General features: G+C 44.9%; 16 protein-coding genes and 1 pseudogene. 7 read left to right on the top strand and 10 right to left on the bottom strand.

Annotated features, from left to right (window positions below; translation table 11 throughout):
• Positions 1-11: 11 nt before the first annotated feature.
• The 10 genes and pseudogenes from MiSe_RS11530 to MiSe_RS11485 all read right to left on the bottom strand — a co-directional run bounded on the left by MiSe_RS11530 (position 12) and on the right by MiSe_RS11485 (position 19,769).
• On the bottom strand, positions 12-3,101 hold the full coding sequence (locus tag MiSe_RS11530; RefSeq protein WP_226579045.1) for an NHLP bacteriocin export ABC transporter permease/ATPase subunit: 3,090 nt from the start codon (positions 3,099-3,101) through the stop codon (positions 12-14).
• Positions 3,102-3,179: 78 nt separating this feature from the next.
• Positions 3,180-5,408, bottom strand: a complete 2,229-nt coding sequence (locus MiSe_RS11525) for an NHLP family bacteriocin export ABC transporter peptidase/permease/ATPase subunit (RefSeq protein ID WP_226579042.1) — start codon at positions 5,406-5,408, stop codon at positions 3,180-3,182.
• Between the two features lie 4 nt (positions 5,409-5,412).
• Positions 5,413-7,374 carry an NHLP bacteriocin system secretion protein gene (locus tag MiSe_RS11520; RefSeq protein WP_226579040.1) on the bottom strand — a complete coding sequence of 654 codons (1,962 nt, stop codon included), beginning with the start codon at positions 7,372-7,374 and terminating at the stop codon, positions 5,413-5,415.
• 56 nt (positions 7,375-7,430) lie between these two features.
• Positions 7,431-8,513 carry a cyclic nucleotide-binding domain-containing protein gene (locus tag MiSe_RS11515; protein WP_226579037.1) on the bottom strand — a complete coding sequence of 361 codons (1,083 nt, stop codon included), beginning with the start codon at positions 8,511-8,513 and terminating at the stop codon, positions 7,431-7,433.
• A 489-nt stretch (positions 8,514-9,002) separates the two neighbouring features.
• Positions 9,003-10,025: pseudogene (locus MiSe_RS11510) on the bottom strand (DUF7005 family protein); the annotation flags it as partial.
• 10 nt (positions 10,026-10,035) lie between these two features.
• On the bottom strand, positions 10,036-10,815 hold the full coding sequence (locus MiSe_RS11505) for a MinD/ParA family ATP-binding protein (protein ID WP_226579031.1): 780 nt from the start codon (positions 10,813-10,815) through the stop codon (positions 10,036-10,038).
• A gap of 208 nt (positions 10,816-11,023) precedes the next feature.
• Complete coding sequence (locus tag MiSe_RS11500; RefSeq protein WP_226579028.1) at positions 11,024-13,621, bottom strand: amino acid permease; 2,598 nt, start codon at positions 13,619-13,621, stop codon at positions 11,024-11,026.
• Positions 13,622-14,168: 547 nt separating this feature from the next.
• The gene (locus MiSe_RS11495) at positions 14,169-15,578 is read right to left on the bottom strand and encodes a PDC sensor domain-containing protein (RefSeq protein ID WP_226579024.1); all 1,410 of its coding nucleotides are present in this window, start codon (positions 15,576-15,578) and stop codon (positions 14,169-14,171) included.
• 128 nt (positions 15,579-15,706) lie between these two features.
• Positions 15,707-19,081 carry a type 2 lanthipeptide synthetase LanM family protein gene (locus MiSe_RS11490; RefSeq protein ID WP_226579021.1) on the bottom strand — a complete coding sequence of 1,125 codons (3,375 nt, stop codon included), beginning with the start codon at positions 19,079-19,081 and terminating at the stop codon, positions 15,707-15,709.
• Positions 19,082-19,418: 337 nt separating this feature from the next.
• On the bottom strand, positions 19,419-19,769 hold the full coding sequence (locus tag MiSe_RS11485) for an NHLP leader peptide family RiPP precursor (protein ID WP_226579017.1): 351 nt from the start codon (positions 19,767-19,769) through the stop codon (positions 19,419-19,421).
• Positions 19,770-20,062: 293 nt separating this feature from the next.
• Between MiSe_RS11485 and MiSe_RS11480 the strand changes: the two genes are divergently transcribed.
• The 7 genes from MiSe_RS11480 to MiSe_RS11450 all read left to right on the top strand — a co-directional run bounded on the left by MiSe_RS11480 (position 20,063) and on the right by MiSe_RS11450 (position 26,242).
• Positions 20,063-20,422, top strand: a complete 360-nt coding sequence (locus MiSe_RS11480; protein WP_226579014.1) for an NHLP leader peptide family RiPP precursor — start codon at positions 20,063-20,065, stop codon at positions 20,420-20,422.
• A gap of 171 nt (positions 20,423-20,593) precedes the next feature.
• The gene (locus tag MiSe_RS11475; protein WP_226579011.1) at positions 20,594-20,743 is read left to right on the top strand and encodes a hypothetical protein; all 150 of its coding nucleotides are present in this window, start codon (positions 20,594-20,596) and stop codon (positions 20,741-20,743) included.
• Positions 20,744-20,930: 187 nt separating this feature from the next.
• The gene (locus tag MiSe_RS11470) at positions 20,931-21,317 is read left to right on the top strand and encodes an NHLP leader peptide family RiPP precursor (RefSeq protein ID WP_307731332.1); all 387 of its coding nucleotides are present in this window, start codon (positions 20,931-20,933) and stop codon (positions 21,315-21,317) included.
• A gap of 222 nt (positions 21,318-21,539) precedes the next feature.
• Complete coding sequence (locus MiSe_RS11465) at positions 21,540-22,697, top strand: S8 family peptidase (protein WP_226579009.1); 1,158 nt, start codon at positions 21,540-21,542, stop codon at positions 22,695-22,697.
• Between the two features lie 524 nt (positions 22,698-23,221).
• Positions 23,222-24,706, top strand: a complete 1,485-nt coding sequence (locus tag MiSe_RS11460; RefSeq protein WP_226579006.1) for an MBL fold metallo-hydrolase — start codon at positions 23,222-23,224, stop codon at positions 24,704-24,706.
• Positions 24,707-25,145: 439 nt separating this feature from the next.
• Entirely contained in the window at positions 25,146-25,760 is a 615-nt protein-coding gene (locus MiSe_RS11455; protein ID WP_226579003.1) for a 2OG-Fe(II) oxygenase, read from the top strand.
• Positions 25,761-26,047: 287 nt separating this feature from the next.
• Positions 26,048-26,242 carry a hypothetical protein gene (locus tag MiSe_RS11450; RefSeq protein WP_226579000.1) on the top strand — a complete coding sequence of 65 codons (195 nt, stop codon included), beginning with the start codon at positions 26,048-26,050 and terminating at the stop codon, positions 26,240-26,242.
• The last annotated feature ends 354 nt before the right edge of the window (positions 26,243-26,596 follow it).

The raw sequence follows: 26,596 nt of genomic DNA, 5'->3' as shown, positions 1-26,596 counted from the left end.
GCCGCTGTAAGCTAAGCCATTTGCCTCGCCATTAACTGAGCAAATAGCCCCTCAACGGCAGCTAATTCCTCAAAACTTCCCTGTTGCACAATCCGCCCCGCTTGGAGGACGTAGATGCGATTGGCGTTGCGGATGGTGCTGAGTCGGTGAGCGATCGCAATTCGAGTCACTTGCAGTTTCTCCATACTTTCACTGACAATCGCCTGAGTTTTGTTATCTAAAGCACTCGTAGCTTCATCAAACAACAAAATTCGCGGTTTCAATGCCAAAGCACGCGCAATCAAAAGTCGCTGGCGTTGTCCTCCAGAAAGATTGCCACCCCCCTCACTAATCACCGTGTGCATTTCCATTGGCATCGCGGCAATATCATGAGCAAATCCCGCCATTCGCGCCGCTTCCCAGGCTTCATCTAAGCTAATCTGTGCGTTGCCAGCAATATTCTCAAAAATCGATGCCGATTGTAGCTGACCATTTTGCAACACTACACCCATCTGTCGGCGCACTGCATCCACATCTAAGTCAGAGAGGTCTTGACCGTCGTAATAAATGCTACCTGCTTCCGCAATATCAAACCCCAGCAGCAAGCGAAATAAAGTTGATTTACCGCTTCCAGAACTGCCAACCAGAGCAATAAATTCTCCAGGGTTGGCGTATAGGCTAACATTATCCAACGTCAACGGGCGATCGCACAGGTAGCGAAATCTAATCCGATCGACCACAATTTTACCCATTAACTGACCCGGATCGGCTTTGCTTAAATTTACTTCCGGTATAGCTGCCAAAATTGGCTGGGTGCGTTTCCATTGGGGGATGACTTGCAAAACTTCTGTAACTGTATTGCTGAGGTTTGTAGCTCCGTTAATAAAGTTACCGCTGGCTGTATTAAAAGCTAGGAAAGTACCCAAAGATAGTCCAATAGTTCCAGAAGTTTGTGCCTCTTGCAACAAGCTGATGGTAAGCCAAAAAAGTATGCCATTTGTCAAGGTGGGCATTACTGTATTGAAAACTTCAACAGCATCTTCCACTTGTTGGGTACTGAGTTCGAGTTTGATTTGCCGACTGTAGTTTTTACTCCAACAAGCAAAGGCACGTTCCTGTGCGCCAGCGATGTGCAGTTTAGAAATACCATTGATCAGTTGCACCGTTAGTCCAAAAATATTTCCCTGCAATTCCAGCTGCGGACGGACTTTACGCAACAAGATAGTACCGGAGACTGTAGTAAATGCGATCGTAACTACAGCGACAGCAAGCACAACTAAGGCTAATTTGAAGTTGTAGTAAAATAATTGACCCAAATAAAATAGCGCGAACAAACTGGTAATTAGATTTATCAGAGTTCTGCCGCCGAGTTGGCGACGAATCGTACTAATTGAAGAGACGCGGGACTGAAGGTCGCCGGTGGTATACTGACGAAAAAACGATACAGGTAAGTTAAGCAATCTGTCCCACACAGCGGCTTGAGTGGAAGCGTCAGATGCAGTTTCTAGTCGCAATAAAGACAGTCCCTGAGTTAACTGAAATAAACCAGTTGCTCCCGCCGCAACCAACAATCCTAAGCCAATTTGTAGTAACAATCCCCTGTCGCTATCTGGAATTGCGCTATCCATAATAATCGCAGTGGCTTGGGGAGCGAGCATTCCCAATAATGTTACTAGAATGCCAGTAAAGATAATTAAAATTAAATCTTTCTCGCGTCCTTTGAAGGCAAATTGGAGCAGATCAAAAGCTTGAAGTGCTTTATCGGGTAAAGATCGATAAAACATATAAGCAATGGGAGATACTGTTGCAGCTATGCGCTGATCTACTGGAATGCGGATTTGCTCGACGGGGTCAAACATTTCATAGCGATTGGTAGAAACTAATAGCAGCGCTATTGGTCGATTATCCTGCTGCGTATATAGGGGATTGTCAGCGAGTGAAGTAAAGCCTTTTGGTTTCGTTTGTGTAGCTGATAGCAGCGCTATTGGTCGATTATCCTGCTGCGTATATAGGGGATTGTCAGCGAGTGAAGTAAAGCCTTTTGGCTGAGTTTGTGTAGCGGCACCGTTAACGGTGCCGCTACACAAACTCAGGTGTACCTCATCCGGCTGCAAACGCCTATAAGCTACTAAACAACCGCAATCTTTTTCCCACCAGCGTCCTTGCAACAGCACCCGCCGCATCCGGATGCGCGAAGCTCGGACAATTGCTTCCAAAGGCTCTTTTACTCGCTGGAGATTCTCAGAACGAGCTGGGGGACGAATTTTTACTCCTATTGCCCTTCCTACCGCACCCGCAGCTATTAATAAAGGCGTCCCTTCGAGGAAAAAGTTTTCATCTTTGTGGCTCAAAGTTGATGCGAGTTCGCTGATAGCTTCTGTGCTGACTTGACGGTTGAGATGTTGGCTCGCGTGCAACCGTTGCAATTCTGACTGCGCTTCCCGCTCATCTAAAAGCTGAAAGCAGTGTAGCAGTTGATTGTGAAGTTGGGAAAGTCCGGTGAGAATGGTATCGGAATTGCGAATTTCTCTTGTAGTTTTAGTAGCAAGTTGTACGCCTTCCATCGCTGACAACCACATTTTATCGGTGAGGGGGAAAGGGTGAGTTGTACTTGTGAGGGGAATTTCCTCAAACCCCAAAAAACTAACAGTTCCTTGAGTTACCTGTACCCAACAAGATACACCTGCTTCGGGTTGGAAAGTCTGACTCTTGTTGAGGGAGAAATGTGCTTTTCCTTCTGCTTTTACCTCAATTGCGGGTGTAGGAATGTGGGATGCAGTAGTAAGGCGTTCCAGCCAATTTTCTATCCATGAGATCGCATCAACATCAGCATTCGCTATCAGATCTCTAAAACATTCCCGGTCTAGTTGCAACAATTCTGTTTCACCTAACGGTACTGCCAAAATCTGACGGTGGGAATCAGAAGAACTAGCAGCAGTGCCAAACAGCGCTTCCCCCCGACCAATACTGCATAGATAACGGCGAGTTCCTGCCACAACACCATCTTTAATAGTGACAGCAAACAACGCCATCGTTCCAGACTGAATCACCCAAACCAAATCGGGGTCATTTAACAGTATTGGTTCGTTACCTTGAACTTGGTAAAATTTTCCTTGTAACATAGTTTTGGTAATTGCTAATTGCTAATTGCTAATTGGTCAAAACGTAGATGTAGGGTGCGTTACGCTACGCTAACGCACCTAAAGCGCCTCACCTTCGGTGCGAATTAAGCGCGAATAAACGCCCTCAACTTGCCACAATTGTTGGTGAGTACCTCGTTGCACTACCTTTCCGCCTTCGAGAACAATAATTTCATCGCAGTCGCGGATAGTGCTTAAGCGGTGAGCGACGATTATGCAAGTACATCCCCGTCGCCGCAGATTTTCATCAATAATTTTTTCTGTTTCTGCATCTAAGGCACTGGTTGCTTCATCCATAATTAAAATAGAGGGTTTGTTTACCAAAGCGCGAGCAATTTCTAAGCGTTGTCTCTGTCCCCCGCTTAAATTAGCAGCACCTTCTATCAGTTCCCCATCCAGTCCCCCAGACATGGAAAGGATTACATCAGCAATAGCCGCATCCTGGCAAGCTTGGAGCAAATTTTTGTCTGGTATAGTGGCATCCCATAAGGTTAAATTGTCCCTGATACTGCCGCCAAACAAGAGGATTTCTTGTTCTACCATTGCGACGGAATTAGCGAGTATTTCCTGGGGAATTTGCGATCTGGGTGTACCATCAAACAGAATTTCTCCTGTCCAAGGTTGATATAGTCCGCTGACTAATTTAGCAATGGTAGATTTACCAGAACCGCTTCCACCAACCAAAGCAACTCGCTGTCCGGGTTTGATTGAGAGGTTAAAGTTTTCAATCAGCGGTGGTTCTAAGCGACTATAACCAAATGAGATGTTTCGCAATTCAACATAGCCTTGGAGTAATTGGTAATTGGTAATTGGTAATTGGTTATTGATAATTTCTCTGGTTAAACCCGCCTCTACAGTTATGGGGTTATTCAGCACATCATCGAGGCGGATTAAATTCCCTTCCAATTCTTGTAAAGTACTGCCGAAGTTGACAAGATTGTTTACAGGTTCTTGGAAACTGTGCATTAAACCTTGAAAGGCAATCAGCATTCCGATGCTGAGGTGTCCATCCATCACTCGCAAACCGCCGACAACTAATAACAACATAGAAGAAATGGCGGATAGCAGGGTGGGTAATACAGAAAATATCTGATTTGTGACGCCGAGTTCCTGTTGGGAATTAATTGCTTTGGTGTAGTAACCAGACCACCGAGAAAAGAAATCTGATTCTAATCCAGATGCTTTGAGAGTTTCGATACTTTGGAGAGCGGCAATAGACGTGCCAGCAGCTTTGCCATACTCTTGAATTAATCGTTGATTGGCGTCTACGCGCTGACGGGAAATCCACTGTAAAGTGAAGACATTGATGGCAGCAAAACTGATGGCGATTGCAGTCAGTATCCAGTCATATTGGAACATGACCAAAGCATAAAAAATAACCAGGACTGTATCAATCGCAGTAGTTGCCAACTTCCCTGAAAGAACCTCAGCAACTTGGTCGTTGAGAGTGGTGCGATTGCTAATTTCTCCGGCAAATCTTTGGGCGTAAAAACTGACAGGTAAGTGCAGGATGTGCCAGAGAAAGCGACTAGACATTCCCACAGACAACTTAATTTTCAGACGGCGCAGGTAGCGCAACCGCAGTAGCGTTAACCACCCTTGTAGGAGGGATGCGATCGCCATCGCCAAAAGCAGCGGACGCAACCAATCCTGTCGTTGCTCTACTAGAATATCGTCTACGAATATCTGGCTAAATATCGGCACTGCCAACCCGACAACGGTTAAGAGAAATCCCGCAACTACACAATAAAATAAAGCACCAAGACTGCCTTGCAACCGTTGCCATAAGGAAAAGAACTTGCTGGGGATGCGATCGCATTTTTTAAACTCCGGTCCCGGTTCCATCACCAGCACGACGCCGGTATATCCCTCGTCAAATTCCTGTTGCGAAACAGTACGCGGTCCACTGGCGGGGTCATTAAGATAAACCCGTTCTTTACTAAATCCCTCCACTACTAAGAAATGATTGAAATTCCAAAACACAATATAAGGAGGAGACAAGTTTTTAAGTTGTTCCAATTCCTTCTTAAAACCTTTAGCTTGAAGTCCGTAATTTCTGGCAGCTTTTAGTATATTCGACGCCTTACTACCATCACGGGAAACACCGCATTCGCGACGCAGTTCTGCTAATGGGACAAACAGACGGTAGTAACCCAAAATAATCCCCAAAGCAGCAGCACCACACTCTACCGCTTCCATTTGCAAAAGCGTGGGAGTCTTTACCCTTTTACCTCGATTTGGCAGCAGTTTTTGCAGATCCGGTAGAGGATTAATAAACGTTACTGACATTGAATTAGAAGATACCACTGAAAGACCTCAAAATAGGTAAAACATAGGTGATAGGAGCGCGTTCTTCCACTTTGACTCTAACAATAGTTGTAGTTCCAGGAGAAATTTTCAATTGTGGTCCCGTGGAAGAAGACCACTTATAACCGCTGAAAGTTGTAGAATCAGGTTCTAGTTCAGAGAATACTTGCATTACACCCTCTTGTTTATTAGATACCAAACCCGCTACTATTTCGGGATTGCCGATTAAATTCATCGCTGCTTCTTTAGTGATGGGAAAAGGTGAAACACTCGTGACAGTGCCAACAATTCCACCAAAGCGTTCGCGTTTTACAGTTTCGGGTGTAATTTGCACTTTCATGCCTGTTTTAAATTTTTTACCTTCTTTTATCGGAAAATAGGTGACACCTACCAACTTGCTTGTGCTATTCTCCTCATCAATGGTCGCTAACCTCGTTCCTGCATTCACGACTTCTCCAGGGTTAACCGCGATTTCGAGAATGCGTCCTGAGTGTTGACTGATAATCTGACTTTCATTGTTTAATTGCAGTTCTAGTCTGGCGATTTCGCGCTTTAATTCTTGGATTTCTCTAGTGCGATTCGTTGTAGTTTCCAAGCTTTCTTTAGCTAGATTTGCTTCTCGACTATCCAAATCTTTTAACTGAGCTTGAAAATTGGAAATATTGCCCAGGTTTTCCCGATAGGATTTTTCTTCCTGAGCTTGTTTGACATCCAAATCTTTTAACTGAGCGCGAAAATTAGCAATGCTGCCCAGGTTTTCACGATAGGTCTTTTCCTCCTGAGCTTGTTTGACATCCAAATCTTTTAACTGAGTTTGTAAATTAGCAATGCTGCCGAAGTTTTCACGATAAGACTTTTCCTCCTGAGCTTGTTTGACATCTAGTTCCTTTAACTGAGTTTGTAAGTTGGAAATACTGCTGAGGTTTTCACGATAAGACTTTTCCTCCTCAGCTTGTTTGACATCTAGTTCCTTTAACTGAGTTTCCAGATTAGAGATTTTTTCCAGGTTTTGCAAATATTGCTGTTGTGCGTCTAAAACGAGATCGCTGGAGATAGCTTTTTCTTCTTCAAATAACTTTCTGCGGATTTCCATTCTTTTTTGGAAAATGGGATTCATAGCTTTGACTTTTTCCAGAGTTTGCTCTAATCCTTGCCGTTGTTGGAGAATAGAATCCCTAGCTTTCTCCTGCAAAATTGGCGTTAAAGATTGAAGTTCTGCAATGCGTTGTTGCAAGCTTCGCCGTTGCTGGATAATAGAATCGCTGCTTTTGGCTTTCAAAACAGGCGTTGTAGTTTGAAGTTCTGCAATGCGTTGTTGCAAGTACTGACGTTGCTGGATAATAGAATCGCTGCCTTTGGCTTTCAAAACAGGAGATAAAGTTTGAAATTCGGCGATCCGCTGGAGCAAGTATTGGCGTTGCTGGATAATAGAATCGCTGCTTTTGGCTTTTAAAACAGGGGTTAAAGCTTGAAATTCGGCGATGCGTTGTTGCAGGTACTGACGTTGCTGCTGAATTGCTATTTTTTCCTGTTCTATGCGTTGCTGTTGCACAGAACCTAAGCCTCGGTCTTGCGATTCTAGTTCGGTTAGTTTAGCACGTTGCTGTTCCAATTGCTTGCGAAGATCGGCTTGGTTAATTGTTGCGATCGCATCACCCTTTTTGACAAAATCGCCAACTTTGACATTCAAACTAAGTAATTGTCCTGGTGTTTTTGATTGGAGTGCCAAAACTTTACGAGGATAAATTAAAACGCCTCGTCCCTCGACTGTGATGGGTATGCGTCCGTATATACTCCAAACTATGGCTACAAACACCAAGGAACCTAAAGTAAATAGAGGAAGCCAACTTTTGGGACTGACCACCTGCATCAGTTGGTCTAGTCTTTCGGGGGAAGATAGGCGTTCCAGAGATTCTTGACGGAATAGATTGTGTTTTTGCTCTAGCATTTGAATCAAGGGTTGATGTTTCAGAAGTTACGCTTATATTCCGGATGGGAATTTTGTTAATTTAACAAAAGCCAATTAAACCTTTTTCCTGCCAGCGCCACCCTGTCTAAAAGATTGGCATTCAATTCATCTTCATATTCAACATTTTCATCGAGGGACTGACCTTTACTATAAACTCGCCTACTATAACCAAGGCGACCAATCGTTCCCTGCAATCTATGGGAAAGCGAAATTGCGATCGCTCGATAAAAACGAGATGCAAATCCTACATCCTGCTGCAATTTTGCTGCTAGCTGTTGTCTAAGAATTGACAAAACAAATGAGTCTTCAAGCGCCGTGACAGTTGCAGCGGGTAGACGACCATCAATGAAAGGTGTTTCTCCCACGATCTCGCCTTTAGATAATCTTGCTATTTCTCGACTGGGAATTTCACCACCCTCTATCGCCGCAAAAGCACGAGTTAAGGGATTGCTTTTGCTCTGAGAAACAGACAGAGACATTGTTCCACTCAGAATGATATACAGTGCATCTACTGGTCTTGCTTCATGGATGAGTATAGCGTTAGCTGGAATATATTTTTGAGTTCCACAAGCTATCATCCAATCAAGGTCGCTATCATGCAATTCCCCCAAGATAAATAGAACATCTTTGAGTGGCTGACCTTGTGCGATATTGCTCCGACCAAACCGATCGATCAGGTTTTGCAGTCTATCAGAAAGTAGAATAGCGATTGCGCGGTTAAATCGCGCTGCAAAACCCACATCCTGCTGCAATTTTGCCGCCAATTCCTGCTGAGAAATCGACATCAAAAGCGACTTTTCCACCGCCTTAACAGTCGTAGAAATTGGACGGACACTGACAAAGGGGATTTCTCCCACAAGCTCACCGCTGTATAATCTAGTAATCTCCCGCTCTGTAGTTTCACTACCTTCAATTGCTGCAAAGGCTCGTGCTAGAGGATTGTTATCAGCTTGGGAGACGGTAACTGTTAACATTCCATCCAAAAGGATATGTAGAGAATCGGTAGTTTGTCCTTCCTGGATGAGTACAGTACCAGGAGCGATTTCGCGCCGACGACCTGTAGAGATCAACCAATCGATGTCACTGTTGGCTAATTCTTTGAGCAAAACTTCTGTCATCACTGAATCCCCCTATGTTTTGTTAATCAAAAAAACCCGGTTTCTCCGAAAAATCCTAGGTTTCCAGTCGCGAGATTGACGCATCACCTTTGTTTTTGGCGCCATTACAGTCAGCAATTGCTCTAAAATTGCTTGGATAAGACAGGTAGCTTGTTGAGAAGCCAATTCTTCCAATGTTAAGTAGGTCAAACTCATCAACATCAGAGCTTGCTCGGTAGTTGCGTTAGTTTGACTTGGCAGACACAAAGAGGGAAAAACCCGGCGACGCGGAGAATTTTCCCAGAATTTCATCGTGTCTTCCCCTACTCGCATTCCCATATCAGTCTCTACAGAACGAAACTGACTATGAAGATTACTATCTCTCAACTCACTTACATATAGCGGATTGCCAGTGAGTGAGGGAAAGCGAAATCGCTTCGTTTGTGTAGCGGCAGCATTAATGCTGCCGCTACACAAACGAAGGTGTACAAGAGAAGGCTGCAATCCGCTGTATTGAGTATCAAAGCGGCTCAAATTTTCTGCGGCTGCCTTTACCAAAGCCTGTAAAATCTTAAAAGCGCCATCAGAAATGGGTGGCTCACCCCGGTAGTTTTGTAGCCTGCCTCCCTCTCGGTAATTGGGAAACGACTCTAACCCTAAAAAGCGCAAGAACCAGTCAGATCGATAGTACCCACAAGCGGCAACAATGCCTCTATAGTCGGCAATTAATTCGTCGAATATATTGTTTCGCATCGAGTTAAACATGCGATAGGTGAAGTAGTGGGTACACTCATGTTCCAAGCGAATTATCGGCGATAGCTGCTGCCATTGGTACTCCTCTAAACCCATATCCTTGGCGGAAACGCCACTATATACACCGTCGCTCAAAATAATGAACCTATCCTGATAAAGCTGCTTTTGCGGTATTAGCCGCTGAAATTCTTCTTTCCAACTATTTTCATCGCAATTATCAGGATTTGTTGCTTCCCATTTTTGCCGATACTGGCGAATTCTATCCCAATTATTAAACCCGCTGACTATGCAGGCTCCCATAGAAGCCGGAACTGGTAGTGGTTCATTTCGCATCGTTAGCGCTTGTACTAGAGAAACAAAGTTTTCTCGGTTCCCAGCTAGTAAAACTGGGATGGCTCCGGCTAGGCTTTGATGTATGAATAACTGAAGTTTCTCAGGTTGGTTTAAAACTAAACCTGTTGCCTCTGCTATGCTATCGGTTGGTACACCTCTACGGGTAGCAGCACGATACGACGAGGTCTGGCTAATACCTTCCTGAATGGGAAATTGTAACTGCACCAACCGCTGTTTGAGTACTTCAAATGCTCCTATTTCTTTAGCTGCAACGGCGTATTCCTCCCAAGCTGAGACATGAGTTTCCGGTGCCAGGGGAAATTTGACCGGATGGGTTAACTTATGGCGATGAAAAACGTTTTCGTTGTACGCCAATAGTTCCTCCACAGAGGCAGCACTGGCTCCAAAGTAGGTAAGAACATCAGCACGAAATTGTTGGTTATTCATGGGCAATTTTTCACTCCAAGTTTAAAATTTGCTGGGCAATTTCTTTCACCGTCTGACAGATGGGATGCTCGGAGTAACGCAAGCAAAATATACCCTTGCTGGCTAGCTGCACCATCTCTACCGACAGGGGCAAAATCCCGGCTACCGGAGCATTGTAAGTTGCCTCTACTTGTTTTTGCAAGTCGGCAAAATCTAAAGCTGGTAGCGCTTTATTCACCACTAACAGTATTTTTGGTACTTTCAGCTTGCGAGCTACATCTAGAGTTACGGCGGTTCCTTGAAAGTCTTGGTTGTCTGGACGTAAGATAACGATCGCAACATTAGAAATCCCGATGGAAAGTAAGGTTTCTTCGTTAAGACCGGGGTGAGTATCAATGAATAGGTAGTCCAACTTTAGACAGTGGCTGAGTTCTTGAAAGCCATCGTTAAGTAGCACGACGTCATACCCCTCGCGCAGAATTCTGGCGATTTCACCCGCTTTGATGCTAGAGGGAATTAGGTAGAGTTTGCCGTTGACCGTACTTGTTTCCCCTGACTCCGCCATCAGAGTATGGGTAACGTCGTAGGCGGTGTCTTTAATGTCGCAGCGTCCCCAAAGATAGTCATTGAGCGAATAGTTGATTTTTTCCTCGTTTAAACCGAAAAGGATGTGAATCCCTGGTGACTGGATATCGGCATCGACAATACCTACTCGTTTTCCCCCACGCGCCATAGTGGCTGCTAGGTTGGCAAGTATGTTTGATTTGCCAGTTCCGCCACGGAATGAGTGAATAGCTATAATCTGAGTCATATTTTTCCTCCAAGTTGTCATTTGATTTTAGATTTTAGGACTTATATCATGTCGGGTGGTATGGGTAGTGTATGGATGGCTAATTGCTAATTGCTAATTGCTAATTGCCAGCTTTTCAATTGCCTCCAGAGCAGCCATTAGCGATTAGCTATTAGCATCCATAACGCAGAGACAGAAGAAGTTTTTCACAAAACAAAGGCTCCTTTTTTCAAGATGAAGATGGTTCGGGAAATGCGATTTTCAATCTACAGGCATTGCTAATTAGAGGTAGCAAAACTCTGCCGCCGGATAGTTTTAAGTCGAACTGCATATTTTTGTTTCCATTCTCTTCTATTTCTACAAGTGCAGGTAGGCTCTTTAAGTCGCCGCTGGAGTTATTTTTGTGCGCCCATACTCTTAGTTCTTTTTCCTGGTGGGTTGGTAGGCGAAAGATGGCATAGCGCAGGGATTCAAGTGATGGAATTTCGACCGTAGCGGCTTGGTAAAGTTGTTCGCCAGAGTCATATCCCAGACGCACTTCGGCTATCTTTGGTTGTCCGCCGGTAGTAATTGTGAAGACAAATTGGCCTCCTGGATGCCGATCTTCTCGCAACTCTACAACCACGCGAGAAGCGAAGGCTCCACAGCGCTGCATGACCAGGGTGGCTCCTAGGGACACCCCGGCAATGCACAATGCACTGATACGCGCTAGAGAATTTTCCCAAATGAACAAACCGTGGACGAACAGGATGGCTAAAAAGAGGCTGTAGATGCTGATGCTGAAAAATGGATGGTTGAGAATTTGGAAAACGACTCCAGGCATTAATTCGCCTTTCTGCCGACTAGAAACTAACAGCAAAACTGGGAAAATACCACCCACAAGCGTGTTACCGAGTACACCAGCAAATGCGAGTACTCCTGTGAAAGATTGGATACCATTTAGGAAAAGCCACTCTGTTAGCAGCAAAACAAGCACTAGCGGGCTAATAGATAGGAGAAAATGACGCTCTCGCAGCCAGATTGTCCAGAACCGTCCTATAGTTTGACTCTCCTGTTTGCGAACGGCATTGTTGACCTCCGGTTTTAATTTTCCTTCGTAGGCTAGAACCATTGGTGAGGTAACTTGCAGACAGGCGCTATCTTGATTAGCCGACTGTATTTCTAGCCTTAGACGAGTGTCCCATTTGTGCAGCTCTGGGAATTGTTCAAATAGCTGTTTAATTTCCCAATGCTCGATAACGGTTATCTCTACTTGATGGATGTTGCCGCTTGACTGGATATCTAAGCGAAACTTTGGCTGATTTTTTTCCAGTCCCAGGTAGGTTATACCTATATGGGGAACGCGACTGGGGTTGCCGCGAGGGTGCAATATCAACGTTCCCTGGTGGCGAGGCAGCATTAAGACGGGGTGAGGTCGGCTGGGTAACCACTCCCTAGTTAGATTGATTAGCAAACTCGAACTGCGAAGCCAAGCCATTCCCAACAAAAGCGTCACTAAAACTGCTCCCAAAACCGGGACGATGGGACCAACCTGCTGTGCAAGTGGTTCTAGGATGGTGCCTGACTGTCCGGCTAGTAACTGGGGCGCTACTGCTCCGTTGACTGCCAATACCCAAATGCAAAATAAAACGGTTAAAAAACCAGTCCCCGCCACGCTACCCCAAATCAGCGAGGAAGCGCTAGGGTCGCGAGGAAGTATCAGCTTTGCACACTCACCCACATACACATGCCCGAAATAGAGCATCAGGCTAACACCGAGAATTCGCTGTAACATCCAGGGTTGGAAATGACCGTTGAGGAAAGGTAAATTTATATACAAAAGATTTTCCAGTTGCACGTGGCGGAAGGCTAGCAGCGACAGAACCAGCAGCAAACTAACGTTAATGGCTGCCAGCAATACCATCACCGCAACCGTGAAGTTGAGCGATGGACGCGAAAGTAGGTACAATCCAGCCCAGAAAAGCAACACCGCCCACAGTGCTGCTGGTATGTGGGTGAAGTTTGCCATCGTAGCCGACAAACCGATATAACAAGCTAGGGCTATGAGGAAAACACGGATAGCTACGGCTAGTGAAAGTATAAATGAACCAGCATTGCCTAAGTAGTTAGCTGCTAATTGTTTGATAAAGGGATTGCCGTAACGAAAGTCACCGCTGCGACCCACTGCCTCCGCCATGCAAGCCATCGTCAGTATATTGATAGTGCCGATAATTACTACAAATCCAACCGTAGCCAAGGGGCCGATATCGGCTACAGCGATGGGTAAGGCTAAGAAAGCTTGGGGTAAACCGAGAGCAACGGTGATTAAGGATGCCAACCAGAAAGGAGGTAGAGACTCTATACGCTCTTGCATTGCCGTCCACCTCCAGCGCCACTGTTCGATTAGCGACAGTTTGGAGGCAAAAATTCTCGCTAGCTGTCTTCTGTACAGGCGAGAAAAAGCGACTTGTACTGCTTTCTCATCCAAACATAAAGTTGCCCGAATATTAGGCACGCACTGATAGGTGAAAGTGTATTTCTCACCGAGTGCGTGAGCAATGGCGGCTTTTAATTTGGGGTTTTGCGGTACGAGGGGAAGCCATTGGTTGGCGTAGCGTTCCAGTTGCTGGATGGTGGGGTGGAGTGGTGGTGCATTTCCTAAAGCAAAGGCTTCCAGGAAAGCCAGATCGCGTTCGTTGGCTGCTTGTGAGGTGAGGGAAAATTCCACTCGCGATCGCGCCACGATCTGCGCTGTTCGACTTTCGATTAAAAATAGCAGCGTATTCGCTCGTTTGGCAGGGAAACCCTCCAGTACTTCTTCTCGCGATATTAATTCGTCGGATGACATAAGATTTTGGATTTTAGATTTTGGAATTGCTAATTGCTAATTGCTAATTGCTAATTGCTAATTGCTAATTGCTAATTGCTCATTGCTCATTGCTCATTGCTAATTGCTCATTGCTCATTGCTAATTGCTCATTGCTAATTTAGGATTTTTACTGACATTAGCCATTAGCCATTAGCCATTAGCCATTAGCCATTAACCATTAGCCATTAGCCATTAGCCATTAACCATTAGCCATTAGCCATTAACCATTAGCCATTAGCCATTAACCATTAGCCATTAGCCATTAGCCATTAGCCATTAACCATTAGCCATTAGCCATTAGCCATTAGCCATTAGCCATTAGCCATTAGCCATTAACCATTAACCATTAGCCATTAGCCATTAGCCATTAACCATTAGCCATTAGCCATTAACCATTAGCCATTAACCATTAACCATTAGCCATTAACCATTAACCATTAACCATTAGCCATTAGCCATTAGCCATTAGCCATTAGCCATTAGCCATGAGCCATTAGCCATTAGCCATTAGCCATTAGCTGTTTCACTACAGCGATCGCTCGCGTAAAGATTGCACTTGATTCTGCAATCTCTCGAAGTATTCTGTCTCAGTTTCGGGCTTGGCGCTCGCTTTGGTTCTGAGTTTTTGGATTTTTTTCTGCAACTGCCGAAAGTGTTCGTTTTCAGTAATTTCCATAAAATCTTTGGCTCTTTTAGTTTGATCGATTTCAATTCGTAAAGCTACTACTTGCTGTTTGAGATTCTGCTCTCTAGCCTTCACTTCAGAAGCCATTTGGAGAAAAACACGCACAAGCTGTCCCATATCGTCATGATTTCGAGACACAAAAGCCAATGCTTGTGGATTGAAATCCCCTTGTTCGAGTGCTTGCGCTGCGGCTGTGAGGGCGCGAATGGGTCGTGAAATACTCCGTGCTAGGAGCAGGGCTATTATTGCTGTAATTGAACCGACAATTATTACACTCCTGCCGTGTTGCCAAATCAGGCGATTTAAAGGAGCGGCAAATTGTGTTTTGGGTTGGCTGACCCCCAATACCCAAGGTTGGACTTGCAGGGGTGCAAAGCCAACTATACGGGGTATCTGCGTCTGGGGAGAACGATAGCTGGTATGACCTGGTTCTGTTGCCATTACCATTACCTTTAACTGTGGAATATTTAAACTTTTAATTTGATTTTGACCGTAACGCCTGTCAGTCAAAACCTGCTTTAGGGTATGGGGCGGTAAGGGGTTGAGGCTATGGTAGAGAAGCGAGCGATCGCGATGGCTAATAATCACCCCGTGTTGGTCAACAAGGAAGGCATAGCTAGAGGAACCTAGCTGCAAAGTATTTGCGATCGCCCAGATATTTTCTCCTTTAATCTTGAGTACCGTTACCCCCACAATTTCTCCTTTGGGCGATCGCACCGGATGAGATAAAAACAGCCCTGGTCGTTTACTCGTTTCACCCACGAGGATGCTAGACACATAAGATCGTCCCCCAATTGCTTGTGTAAAATATTCGCGGAAGGCGTAGTTTTGACCGACAAATTTTGCATCGGTAGAAGCGACACATCTACCCGATTTGTCCATCAGAAAAACCGCATCAAAGTCCGGGTGAGAGCGAAAGATATTCGAGAGTGTCTGTTGCAATTCTTGGCGGAGGGTTTCTCGCTTTGCAGGGGGGGTAGAAACGAGGAAACCTACGACATTGCGATCGCTGCTGACTTGGACAACAATGCGTTGAATATCAACAATCAGTTGGTCAAGACGACTCGCGGTACTGGTGGCTAACAGTTCCAGTTTGCGGTATTCGCTAGCCTCCAGACTCTGCAAACTCCGTTGCAGATTGTAATAGGCAGTGAAACTCATCGGTGCAATCGCTGCACACAAGAGTGCTACCGAAAGTTTGACAGCTATAGGCCATGCAGATAAATTAAATAACCGATGTGTAAGCTTCATTGCAATTTTAGATTTTAGATTTTGAATTGCTAATTGCTAATTGCTAATTGTCAATTGCTAGAGAGGAGCCATTAGCGATTAGCTATTAGCTATTAGCAGTTACACAACCGTTGCGAAGGGACATGATATTACTCCCACAACAACACAGAAGGAAATGATTCTGGATACGCCAGTCTTAGTAGTTGATAACCAATTCCAGCCGTCCCTTGAAAGAAACCAGGGTTATAAACCTCTCCAGACAGTTCGGGAAACAGATAAAAAGCACCAACTTGCTTTGTCCTTGCTACAACCCATGCTGCCTGTTTTTGCACAATATTCCCAAGTTCTGGCAGCGACAACTTGCAAGCTGCCAGCAATAACACCTCCATCCTGCCAAAATTACCGCAACAGACATGATCGAGATTTTGTAAACCAAACTGTTGGGTTGTGTTGATAGCAACGGCAATTTCTTGCCGAATTTCTTTTGTATCTAGAATTGCCAAACCTCCCAAACGACCTAAACCAACACCCGGTGCGCCATGACACCAACTGGTCATAAAAGAAGGATTCCGTTCCCTCACGTCTTGCCAATTTCCAGCGCTGGGGGAAAATAAAGTGCGTTCGTATGCGATCGCTTCCTCAGCCGCTTCCAGAAAATCTGTTTCTTGAGTGGTTTTATACAATCGCAATAAGGCATAGGCAATACCTCCCGCACCATGAGAAAATCCCGTCGCTAACTTGCCTTCTAAAGTTGCCCAAGCTTTCAATCCAGAATCGCTCTTAGTGCGATTAATCAGTAGGTGATAACCCAAAGCTTGGACTTTATCTAGAACAGATGGATCTGGTTTTGCTTGATATAAACTCAGCAATCCCAGTATTGCTCCAGCAGCTCCAGCTATGATGTCAAATTGCTTGTCATTCGCAATACTTTCCTGAGTTATTAACGATGCTGCAAGTTTCGCAACATCCAAAAGTTCCGGTTCATCCAAAAATTGACTGACTCGTACCAAAGTATAAACAATAGACCCTAACCCAGTAGCTCCACCGATACCGATTTGCTTGATAAATTTACGCTGAGAATTGGGGTCTGTTTCCTGCAAGGTTTTTCTCAGGTCTTGCAAGGCGCTGAGTGCTAAATCTCGAAATGCGGCATCACCAGTAATTTTTGCTAACGCTGCTAAAAATACAGCAACTCCGCAAACACCGTCGTACAAACCATACCCCAAGGGTTGAAGTTGCAACCGCTGATCCTGCGGCAGGTATCCCATACCAATCCAGGTAACGCTATCGGCGGCATACAGCGGATTGCCAGCGAGTGAGGTACAGCCTTGTGGCAGCAGTGTGCGGGCAGCATTAATGCTGCCGCTACACAAACCAAGGTGTACCTCATCCGAGTGCAAACGGCTATAAATTGCTCGTTGTTGCAGTTGTTTGCCAATTTCTATTGCTTCCTGTACCAGTTGTGCTGGTGTTAAAGTAGCTATTGCATCTAAATCTAAACCTGGACTGTTCGGCGTAATATTGGTCATGCTGCGAGCAATTCGCGAATAAAAAGAACCCCGAATAATCGAAATTTGTTGGGCTAAATCTGCATCATTGAGCTGCCGCAGACGAGAAATCATCCGCTCATAGCTAGGTTCTTTGAAATATTCCTCAATTACCAGTTCAGGGTTTATTATCAGATCCTTACTGCTAGAATCAGCAACAAAGTAAGGAATATCCATTTGTTCTAAAGCATGTAATTCCACTGCCAGCAACGACCAAACCGGGGGCTTGTTATCGGCTGCTAAAAGTGCCCGACTTAGCACATCCATTTGAATACTACAATCTACACCATATTGTATGTATTTTGGATTGAGGGCTTTATTCAGAACATCACCGTAGACTTGGGTATTGCGAAACAAAAACCGTACTTTCTGATGAGCAAAGACTGCTAAAGGACTATCAGTGGCTAAAAGCACTTCTCTTTGCTCTTTCAGAAACTGATACATTTGGCGGAAACCATCTACGATTTCATTAATGTAATCGTTGGGTGATAAAGTGACGCCATTGAGAGAAAGTGTATTAGCTTCCGCTGGCAGTATTTCAGATTCATACTTTAGTGCCATGCTGTCAGTATTGATGTTCTGCCACTTTTGCTTGCGAATATAAATTTCCTCGCCAACTCCCCCCAAACCACTAATATCTTCAGCCTTTCCTCCTAGTGCAAATTCCCATCTCGGTAGTAGTCCACTTCGCAGCACCGAGTCAAAAAATTGTTGATTCGCCTGATATTGCGCTCCTCCCACTTCCTCAATTTTGGGGTCAATTTCACAAGCCACTGGCTGTAGAATTGTTTCCAAGTCTATTAATACCGGATGTTCGCCACTAGCAATTAGATTTTCATGATGAAAGTCTGTTGCTTGCAGCATGTAAAGTAAGCACAAAACCATCCCCGCACGCTGGTAGTAGCGCTTTGCTGCTGCTGCGTCTGCACAGGGTAAATGCTCTACAAACTCCATCCAGCCATAAGTTTTACAATCGATAACTTTGACTATCTTGAATGGTTGTAGAGACGTTGCATCCAACGTCTCTACAAAATGCCGATTGCACCAAGATAATAACTGAAAATAGGCAGATTCCAAACCTAAGCTTCTGGGTTTGTATACGAGTTTTAATCCAGAGGCAAAGGTGAGAGCAATTACCGAGCGTCCCCTATTGTGAAGATCGGAGAGATTCAATTTAATATCAACGATTTCATCTGTATCTTGTAGAAACGTTTGCTCAATGATTGGCAAGTCTGATGCTAATCGCTGGAGAAATTCTGCTTTTTCTTCTACCCAGAGATCCATCGTCATCGCTACCAAGCGAGCTAAGACGCTGTACTTCTGGAAAAAGGACAGTAGCTTGCCTGTTTTCAAGTCTTTAACAAAGTTTAGGTACTGCTCATTAGAGCCACCTTCTTGCAGTCGTCCCCATAAGAAGCTGAAAGCAGATTGCTTCAGGGCTTTAAATAGTGAAAACTCAAGTTCTAGAGCCTGGATGCAAAGAGATGCGCACTGACATAACAGTTGGCGTTCCAGACTTATGCTAACTGCTTCGGATAGAAGTTGCCAACTAGCACCGACCTGTGCAATGAGTTTCTGCCGCGCTACGTAAACAAAGGGCAGATAAACTTCTTCAAAGGGAATTGGCTTTTCGGCATCCAGACAACGAGACGCACCTGCATAAGCTATTTCCCAGTCGGTTTGCAAAGCTTCCCGCAAAGTTTCTGCCCATACTGGAAGTTGTTGTGCATCAGCGAGGCAGACATCACCGAGGACACTAGCGACAATGTTACAGTCCAGACCATCCCAAGCGAGGCGTTTGGCAAATTTTTCTGAGTTTCCTTGTGCGACAACTTGACACCACGCTTCCAAGCGGGAAGTAATCAGCTTTTCGTTGACTGTTGACTCATCAGCGATGCAGAACCTATCCCCCAATCTTTCGCTGAGGGTACTAGCTTCTAGGACTATTTTGAGTAAATCTTGCTGTGAAACTTGCATCTAAATTGCTACCTTTTAGAACCTTCAGTTTTCTTTGTTTCTCGTTTTCGCGTTTTCTCGTTTCTCGTTTCTCGTTCCCAGGTTTCTCGTTCTCGTTCCCAGGTTCCACCTGGGAATGCTTTCCGAGAGGCTCTGCCTCTGATGCCTGGAGCCGGAGGCAGAGCCTCCTGGGGTCTCATTCCCTGGCTTTGCCAGGGAACGAGAGAAAAGCAGCTTACTTTGGTCTCCAGGATGTGGGCGTTGCATATGTGCGGGATAATTTTGATGTTTTTGTCGGATGGTTATCTCGCCTGTCCTTGGAAATATCTGGGCGGGCAAGATGCCCACCCCACAAGAATCATCTAGGGCAACGCACGCATGTGCCCATTGGCACCATTAAGAAAGAGTGCTGTACAGTGCGAAGCCAAGGATTACAAGCAATACCACCAGCTACCGCATCCAATTCTGCTTCAGATATTTCGGCATCGGCTTCGGGTGTAATAGGCTTCATCGGCAGAACTAAATAGACGATGTTAGGGGTTTCTTCGACTACCCGGATCTCTACGTCCTCTGGCAGTGGTTGCCCGATTTCCCGGCTTAAAACTGCCTTGGGGTTATTCAGTATCTCTTGCTTGAACGCATCATCTTGCCAGCTTTTAGCGATGATTCTTTCTTCGATTTCTTGGCGAGTTGATCTTGGCTTATTCATGGTAAAAACCTCGGATGTCTTGCCAATCCTTAGAGCTTTAGCTTAAAGGATGCCCAACCAGAATCACAATCCAAAATATTTCGGTAATCCTCACAATTTTTTAGATCCTGCTTGCTCGATTGTTGACTTTGCTTTTCATAAATGCTTTCCCATGCTTTTCAACTTTATCGGCCTATTACTCCTATTTTTTTTGAAAGCATTCCTAAAAAAATCAAATTGACGAGCGATTTTTCAATCGCTATTATGGTTAGTGTCAAAACCAGATTGACAGAAGATAGTAAGGAGAAAATAAAATGCACGAACAAATGAAACAAATCATCTCTCAAGCCATGAACACCCGGTTTCAATTCGAGCGTCAGCTAATTGAGCGAGCTTTGGAAGATGAGAACTTCAAGCAAGAATTGCTCAGCAATCCCAAGGCAGTTTATGCCAGAGAGTCGGGTGAAAAACTGCCAAAAGACTTGGAAATCGAAGTCATCCAAGAAACTCCAAACAAGGTCTACTTGGTGTTGCCAACTAACCCTGCTATAGCCGAGGAAGAATTGTCTGAGGAAGCCCTGGAGGCAGTGGCAGGTGGTACTTGTGTCGCTTGGACTTTCTATAAAAAGTGCAAAGAATACAGTAAGACGTACAGCGCCAACGACCTAGTGTAAGCGTCAGTTTAGCACCCCAGTAATTACTTGGAATTCCAAACTGCTCTAACCCAGTGAACCCAGCAAAGAAAATTCCTCTGGGTTCACTGGGTTTACTTTCGCTCAGTTTTTCCAGAAAATTAACCTAACCTTGATGCTGAGAACTTCTATACTTCAAGGTTCTTAAAAGCTATGAGAGATTTGAGACTCCTACAGAAAATTGTTACGTCAGGAGCGATCGCAACGACTGCTGCATTCGGAAGCTTCGTTGCCGTGGTGCAAGCTGCTACCTTCACCCTACCGATTGAATCGGCAGCTAAAGCTACAGATCTAGACTTTTAGCTTAAACGAGACTAGCTGCAACTCGCAATTCAAAATTTTTCGGTATTGCTCGCATTTTTTTAGGTTTGATTGGCTCTGATTTATTTTGGTGCAGTCCTAAAGAAATTGAATTGCCGGTCTATTTTATCCTCGATACTCTGGTTAGTGTCAATCCTAGATTCACCGAAGATAGTAAGGAGAAAATAAAATGCACGAACAACTGAAACAAATGATCTCTCAAGCAATGAACACCCGGTTTGAATTCGAGCGTCAGCTAATTGAGCGAGCTTTAGAAGATGAGAACTTCAAGCAAGAATTGCTCAGCAATCCCAAGGCAGTTTATGCCAGAGAGTCGGGTGAAGAAATGCCAACTGACCTGGAAATCGAAGTCATCCGTGAAACTGCTAACAAGGTTTACTTGGTACTGCCAAATAACCCGGCTCCAACTACTACAGATGAGGGAGAATTATCCGAAGAAGCCCTGGAGGCAGTGGCAGGTGGTGTTTGTATAAGTGGATCTCGTCACTACGCTGAAGTTTGCGTTGGTTTTAGGAGTTGGTTTGGAAAAGTAAAGGGTGCCAACAACTTAGCGTAAGCGTAAGATTAGCACGCCAGTAACTACTTGGAATTCCAAACTGTTCTAACCCAGTGAACCAAGCAAATAAAATTCCTCTGGGTTCACTGGGTTTACTTTCGCTCAGTTTTTTAAGAAAATTAAACCTATGGGTTCACTGGGTTTACTTTCGCTCAGTTTTTCCAGAAAATTAAACCTAACCTTAATGCTGAGAACTTCTATACTTCAAGGTTCTTAAACGCTATGAGAGATTTGAGACTCCTACAGAAAATTGTTACGTCAGGGGCGATCGCAACAACCGCTGTACTTGGGAGCTTTGTTGCTCAAGTCCAGGCGGCTACGTTCACCCTGCCGATTGAACCAGCAGCCAAAGCTACAGGAGTTGATGTTTTGCGCGATCGCTACGGTCTAGACGGCACCGGAATCACTATCGGTTTCCTATCCGATAGCTTCAGCACCGCAGAAACATTCGACACCTTTGGCAATTTGGATACCTATGCAACTAACATCGCCAACGGCTATCTACCATCTAACGTTAAAGTGCTAAAAGACTTCGCTCAGCCTGGTGCGACAGATGAAGGTCGCGCCATAGCGCAGCTGATCCATGCTGTGGCTCCAGGTGCTAACTTGGTGTTCCACACAGGTGCGGGCGGCGTGGATCAATTAGCTCAAGGCATTCAGGCTCTAGCGGCTGCCGGGGCTGACATCATCGTCGATGATATCGGTTATGAACCTCAGGATACTCCTGATGTACCGTTAGATTTCTTAGATCTCGAGCCTCCCAACGGGCCGATCAATCAGGCGATTACTACGGTATTTAATCAGGGAGTTTCTTACTTCACTGCTGCTGGTAATGCATCCGACTTTCCAATATACGGGCACGCAAATAACTCAAATGCGCTCACCGTTGGAGCAGTGTACTACGGAAACCTGCCATCCTACTTCAACCGAGCGTTCGGTGTTGTTGTAGAGCAGGGGCAAATAGAACCCTTTTCTTCCCAAGGCAACCCTGGTTTGTTCAAGCCTGATGTTGTGGGTCCGGATGCGCTACCGATTTCCTTCGATTTGGGTGGAGGCGCTCGTCGTGATATTAACCCAGGCTTCTTCAGCTTCTTTGGTACCTCGGCGTCGGCTCCATATACGGCTGCGGTAGCTGCGCTGTTACTGCAAGGAGACCCAAGCGCAACACCCACTGAGATCTATAGCGTTCTGAGAAATACGGCTGTTAGCCCTTCGTCTGGTTTCGACTCCAGACTTGGCTTTGGCTTGATTCGGGGGGACAAAGCGATCGCAGCGCTAGGCGTGGAAGCAAAACCAGTCCCCGAACCTTCCGCAATCCCAGCCTTGCTGTGTGTTGCTGTTGCGATCGCTCTATTCCTGAAACCACTGCCTAACGCCTGAAGGCGCGGCTACACAAACAAAGGCTGCCTACGCAGCCTTTACCTGTTTTTCTCGTCGAGCTTCGTTTTCACTACCTATTCTGACAACAACGAAAAAACTGATAATTTTACCGAAAGGTTTTGCATTGTAACCCTGTAAAGTTTTCAGCAAACTTGTAAATAGTTGGCGTTATCAAATCATATCAAATCAGGTTGCATCGGAATGATTGGCCTTTCTTGGTAATTGCTAATTGCTAATTGCTAATTGGGAAAAAGCCCCTACAGGTCGTAATTCCTTAGCAACGGTCAACGATATCACTTCTTAATCAGGGAGTGGCAAAGGCGTCCGATATTCTTCTAATGTAGCGCTCCGCTTTCTGCCAAAGTCAGAATTTTATAGCGGTTTGCAACTTGGTGGAATACAAATCGCTAGAAGGGGCACGGCACCCTTCAGTCTTGTGATGAAACCGAAATCCTACCTACGCCGTGCCCCTACGGTGTGGTCAAAAGAATTAAAAATCGCTGTAGTAACAACAGAGGTGAGCCATGCAAATTCACATGATTGGACACGCTTCAATATTTGTAGAAACGCAAGATTGCAAAATTCTTATGGACCCGGTGCTTTGGGACCCCCACGCCGAAGGCATAGAGGATGTATGTCCGAAGCGAGAGGTGATTCACGAACTCTTGCCGGAATTCGATCTGCTAATTATATCTCACCACCATCTGGATCACTTTGACATTCGCTCGCTTGCCTATCTACCAAAAACAGTCGATGTCCTAATTCCCAAGGACAAATTGATAGAAACTTGTCTCCGCAAATTGGGATATTCGCAAATCTATCACTTGAGTGATTTTAGTGAAGTTAAGCTTGGAGCTACCAGTCTTTTAGCAACTCGCTCTGAGAATCGCGTTCCTGAGTATGGCATAGTATTTGCCGATCGATCGGGGGTTTGCTGGAATCAGGTAGACACGGCAGTCAGCCTAGATACAATTAGTTTGGTAAAATCTCACTATCCCCAGATTGATTTCTTATTGGCAGGCTGGCAACCAATGTTAGAAACTAATTACCACACTAATCAGAGTTTGTCCTTTCCTTACTCTGAATACAGCCAGTTGCTTCAGCTAATAAGTTTTATTAAACCAAAGGCGATCGCTCCCGGAGCCAATGGCTTCAAATTCATCAATGGGTCATCTTGGCTGAACCAAATTGTCTTCCCAGTAACGCGAGAACAATTCTGTAAAGATGTGAAGATGGTTTACCCAGAAATAGAAGAAAACGTCTTTGCTTTCGATCCAGGGGACATAATAGCCTTTAAAAACGGCGAGTTTAGTCACCTAAAAGAAATGTGTCAATTTGTCAAAAAGGTCGAGGATGATAGAGACAGCTTAGCTTTTTCACCGATCAATGTAGGGAATAACCTAATTGACGACAATCCAGATAATTATAATCTCGATGAGATGAGAGAGGCAATTAATGAAGAAGTCTGCTTACATCTGCCTAAGTTTATCATGGAAAAGAAAGATTCCCTTTTCCTAGATCATTGCCATTGGCAAGTAATTTATCAACTAGAAATAGTTTTTCCAGATTCCCGTAAACAATGGTTCTTTGATTTTTCTCAAGATAACATTCAAGCACAAGCAGGACGGAATCCTTTGGCTAATTTCTTTACCTGCATTACAGCTTCAGGTTTATACGGTCTTTTGAAACAAATCAAAGGGTGGGATTATGCCACTCAGGGGGGCTACGGTCGCAGCTTCAAAAAAATCTATATAGCGACTAAATATGGAATTACTAAACCTCGAGAAAATTCAATGGCAGACCCTCTTATTCTAAAATTTCCAGCTAAGGAGATTTTCGAGAGTGTGAGGCATCGAGAAGTAGAAAAATGGGCGCAAAGTAATGGCAACAGTTCAATATCCCATGAAAGTAAAACTGTTCTGATGAAGCTAGGAAATCATCTTGTTAGGCGATGGAAGGAACCTAATAACTCAGAGAGTAAAGAGGTGCAACAAATCAACGTCGGATGACATTTGGAACTGTCTACCCTGTAGAGACGTTAGATGTAACGTCTCTACAGAAAACATAAATGCTGTGTCAGGATTCAGGTCTTTCCTCGCTGGTGGGCAATGTTCTGTTTAGCAATATGCTACCTTTGCCGATTTCCTGAGAACAATAAGGGTAACTTTTTATGGAGATATAATAACGCAAGTTGCTATTTATAAACTTGGGCGTTGCTAATAGCTAATTGCTGGCGAGATGTAAAGAAAACAACAATAATATCCTCCATGAGCCATGAGCCATGAGCCATGAGCCATTAGCCATGAGCCATGAGCCATGAGCCATGAGCCATGAGCCATGAGCCATGAGCCATGAGCCATGAGCCATGAGCCATGAGCCATGAGCCATGAGCCATGAGCCATGAGCCATGAGCATAACTAGCAATGAGTTAATAGAGAGATTGAATTTATGATACTACTTCTGAATACATATTACTCGTTAAAGTCAAAAATATTTCCCCTTGACTACCTGGAATCCTTGCGAATGGAAATCCTATCTTCCCCCTATTTAGCAGCGAGTCAACTAAGTGAAAGCTTTGCCGGAACTAAAGGATTTTCATTAGTCTTTAAACGCTCAGGCATCGGTGAAGTTGAACGGCACTTTCCCTTCTTCCAACCGTATTTGAGAGTTGCCCTGATGCCTGACTGCAATGCATTTTATCTCAATCCCCTAGTACTAGAGGGGGGAACTCGTGTAGAGCCACACGTTGACTGTAGCCTTTCTGACTATAATCAGTTGATCGCCATTCCAATTATTGTGAGTGTTCTCTATGTCCAAGTGCCATCTGACCTGCAAGGAGGAGAACTGGTACTCCAGGAACGTGGAAACAAAGTTGGTCAGATTCAGCCTCAAACCAATACCCTGCTTTATTTTCGCGGTAATTTGACACATTCGGTGAATGAAGTTAAAAGTTCACAGGCTCGTATCAGTTTAGTTTGTGAGCAGTATAATCTGAGCGAAACTCGACTTCAGCAGATTCCGGAGTTTGAGATCCAGTCTAAAGTTATTCAGCTGCGGGGTTGACAACTTTCCCTAGAAACTACTCCGGCTTTTCAACCAAGCCAATAAAATAGCGGTGTAAATTCCAGCACCAAGGGCAAATGCCCAAAACCGACTTTCTCTTTCTTCTGGCAATACTCACACAGGCAATCTGCTTTCTCATGAAGCCCCTTCACTTTCTCATTTCAGTAATTCGCGCATTCATTTTGGTATTTTCCGCAAGCCAAATGGCAATCTGCTTTCTCATCAAGCCCCTTCACTTTCTCATTTCAGTAATTCGCGCATTCATTTTGGTATTTTCCGCAAGCCAAATGGCAATTTACTTTCTCATCAAGCCCCTGAGCTTTCTCATTTCAGTAATTCGCGCATATATTTTGGTGTTTGACGCCAGCGTTTCGGCTGAAAGCTTTCTCAGTTTACCCCTTCGCTTTCTCAATTCAGTAATTCCCGCAGTCATTCTCGTTCCCCAAGTCTCTTTGCTCACATCTTGCACCTGGAAAAGTTGATGTCAAAACCGTAACTCCGGTTTATCCTGACAGGTGCAAGATGTGAGTAAACTCAGAGCTGGCACGATTAACAAGTGGGACGGGCAAGATGCCCATCCCACAAGCAAAATCAATCTCTTGTGGGGTGGGCGTCCCGCCCGTGAGTAAACTCAGAGCTGGCACGATTAACAAGTGGGACGGGCAAGATGCCCATCCCACAAGCAAAATCAATCTCTTGTGGGGTGGGCGGGACGGGCAAGATGCCCATCCCACAAGCAAAATCAATCTCTTGTGGGGTGGGCGGGACGGGCAAGATGCCCATCCCACAAGCAAAATCAATCTCTTGTGGGGTGGGCGGGACGGGCAAGATGCCCA

The sequence above is a fragment of the Microseira wollei NIES-4236 genome, from assembly GCF_020521235.1.
Classification (GTDB): Bacteria; Cyanobacteriota; Cyanobacteriia; order Cyanobacteriales; family Aerosakkonemataceae; genus Microseira; species Microseira wollei.
This window is presented reverse-complemented; position numbering and strand designations above follow the sequence as displayed.

Bases quoted from the DNA above. Each gene is read 5' to 3' on its own strand.
- MiSe_RS11470 (WP_307731332.1), top strand. From the start codon at position 20,931: ATGCACGAACAACTGAAACAAATGATCTCTCAAGCAATGAACACCCGG.
- MiSe_RS11475 (WP_226579011.1), top strand. From the start codon at position 20,594: ATGAGAGATTTGAGACTCCTACAGAAAATTGTTACGTCAGGAGCGATC.
- MiSe_RS11520 (WP_226579040.1), bottom strand. From the start codon at position 7,374: ATGCTAGAGCAAAAACACAATCTATTCCGTCAAGAATCTCTGGAACGC.
- MiSe_RS11505 (WP_226579031.1), bottom strand. From the start codon at position 10,815: ATGACTCAGATTATAGCTATTCACTCATTCCGTGGCGGAACTGGCAAA.
- MiSe_RS11525 (WP_226579042.1), bottom strand. From the start codon at position 5,408: ATGTCAGTAACGTTTATTAATCCTCTACCGGATCTGCAAAAACTGCTG.
- MiSe_RS11495 (WP_226579024.1), bottom strand. From the start codon at position 15,578: ATGAAGCTTACACATCGGTTATTTAATTTATCTGCATGGCCTATAGCT.
- MiSe_RS11490 (WP_226579021.1), bottom strand. From the start codon at position 19,081: ATGCAAGTTTCACAGCAAGATTTACTCAAAATAGTCCTAGAAGCTAGT.
- MiSe_RS11515 (WP_226579037.1), bottom strand. From the start codon at position 8,513: ATGACAGAAGTTTTGCTCAAAGAATTAGCCAACAGTGACATCGATTGG.
- MiSe_RS11500 (WP_226579028.1), bottom strand. From the start codon at position 13,621: ATGTCATCCGACGAATTAATATCGCGAGAAGAAGTACTGGAGGGTTTC.
- MiSe_RS11460 (WP_226579006.1), top strand. From the start codon at position 23,222: ATGCAAATTCACATGATTGGACACGCTTCAATATTTGTAGAAACGCAA.
- MiSe_RS11455 (WP_226579003.1), top strand. From the start codon at position 25,146: ATGATACTACTTCTGAATACATATTACTCGTTAAAGTCAAAAATATTT.
- MiSe_RS11485 (WP_226579017.1), bottom strand. From the start codon at position 19,769: ATGAATAAGCCAAGATCAACTCGCCAAGAAATCGAAGAAAGAATCATC.
- MiSe_RS11530 (WP_226579045.1), bottom strand. From the start codon at position 3,101: ATGTTACAAGGAAAATTTTACCAAGTTCAAGGTAACGAACCAATACTG.
- MiSe_RS11465 (WP_226579009.1), top strand. From the start codon at position 21,540: ATGAGAGATTTGAGACTCCTACAGAAAATTGTTACGTCAGGGGCGATC.
- MiSe_RS11480 (WP_226579014.1), top strand. From the start codon at position 20,063: ATGCACGAACAAATGAAACAAATCATCTCTCAAGCCATGAACACCCGG.
- MiSe_RS11450 (WP_226579000.1), top strand. From the start codon at position 26,048: ATGGCAATTTACTTTCTCATCAAGCCCCTGAGCTTTCTCATTTCAGTA.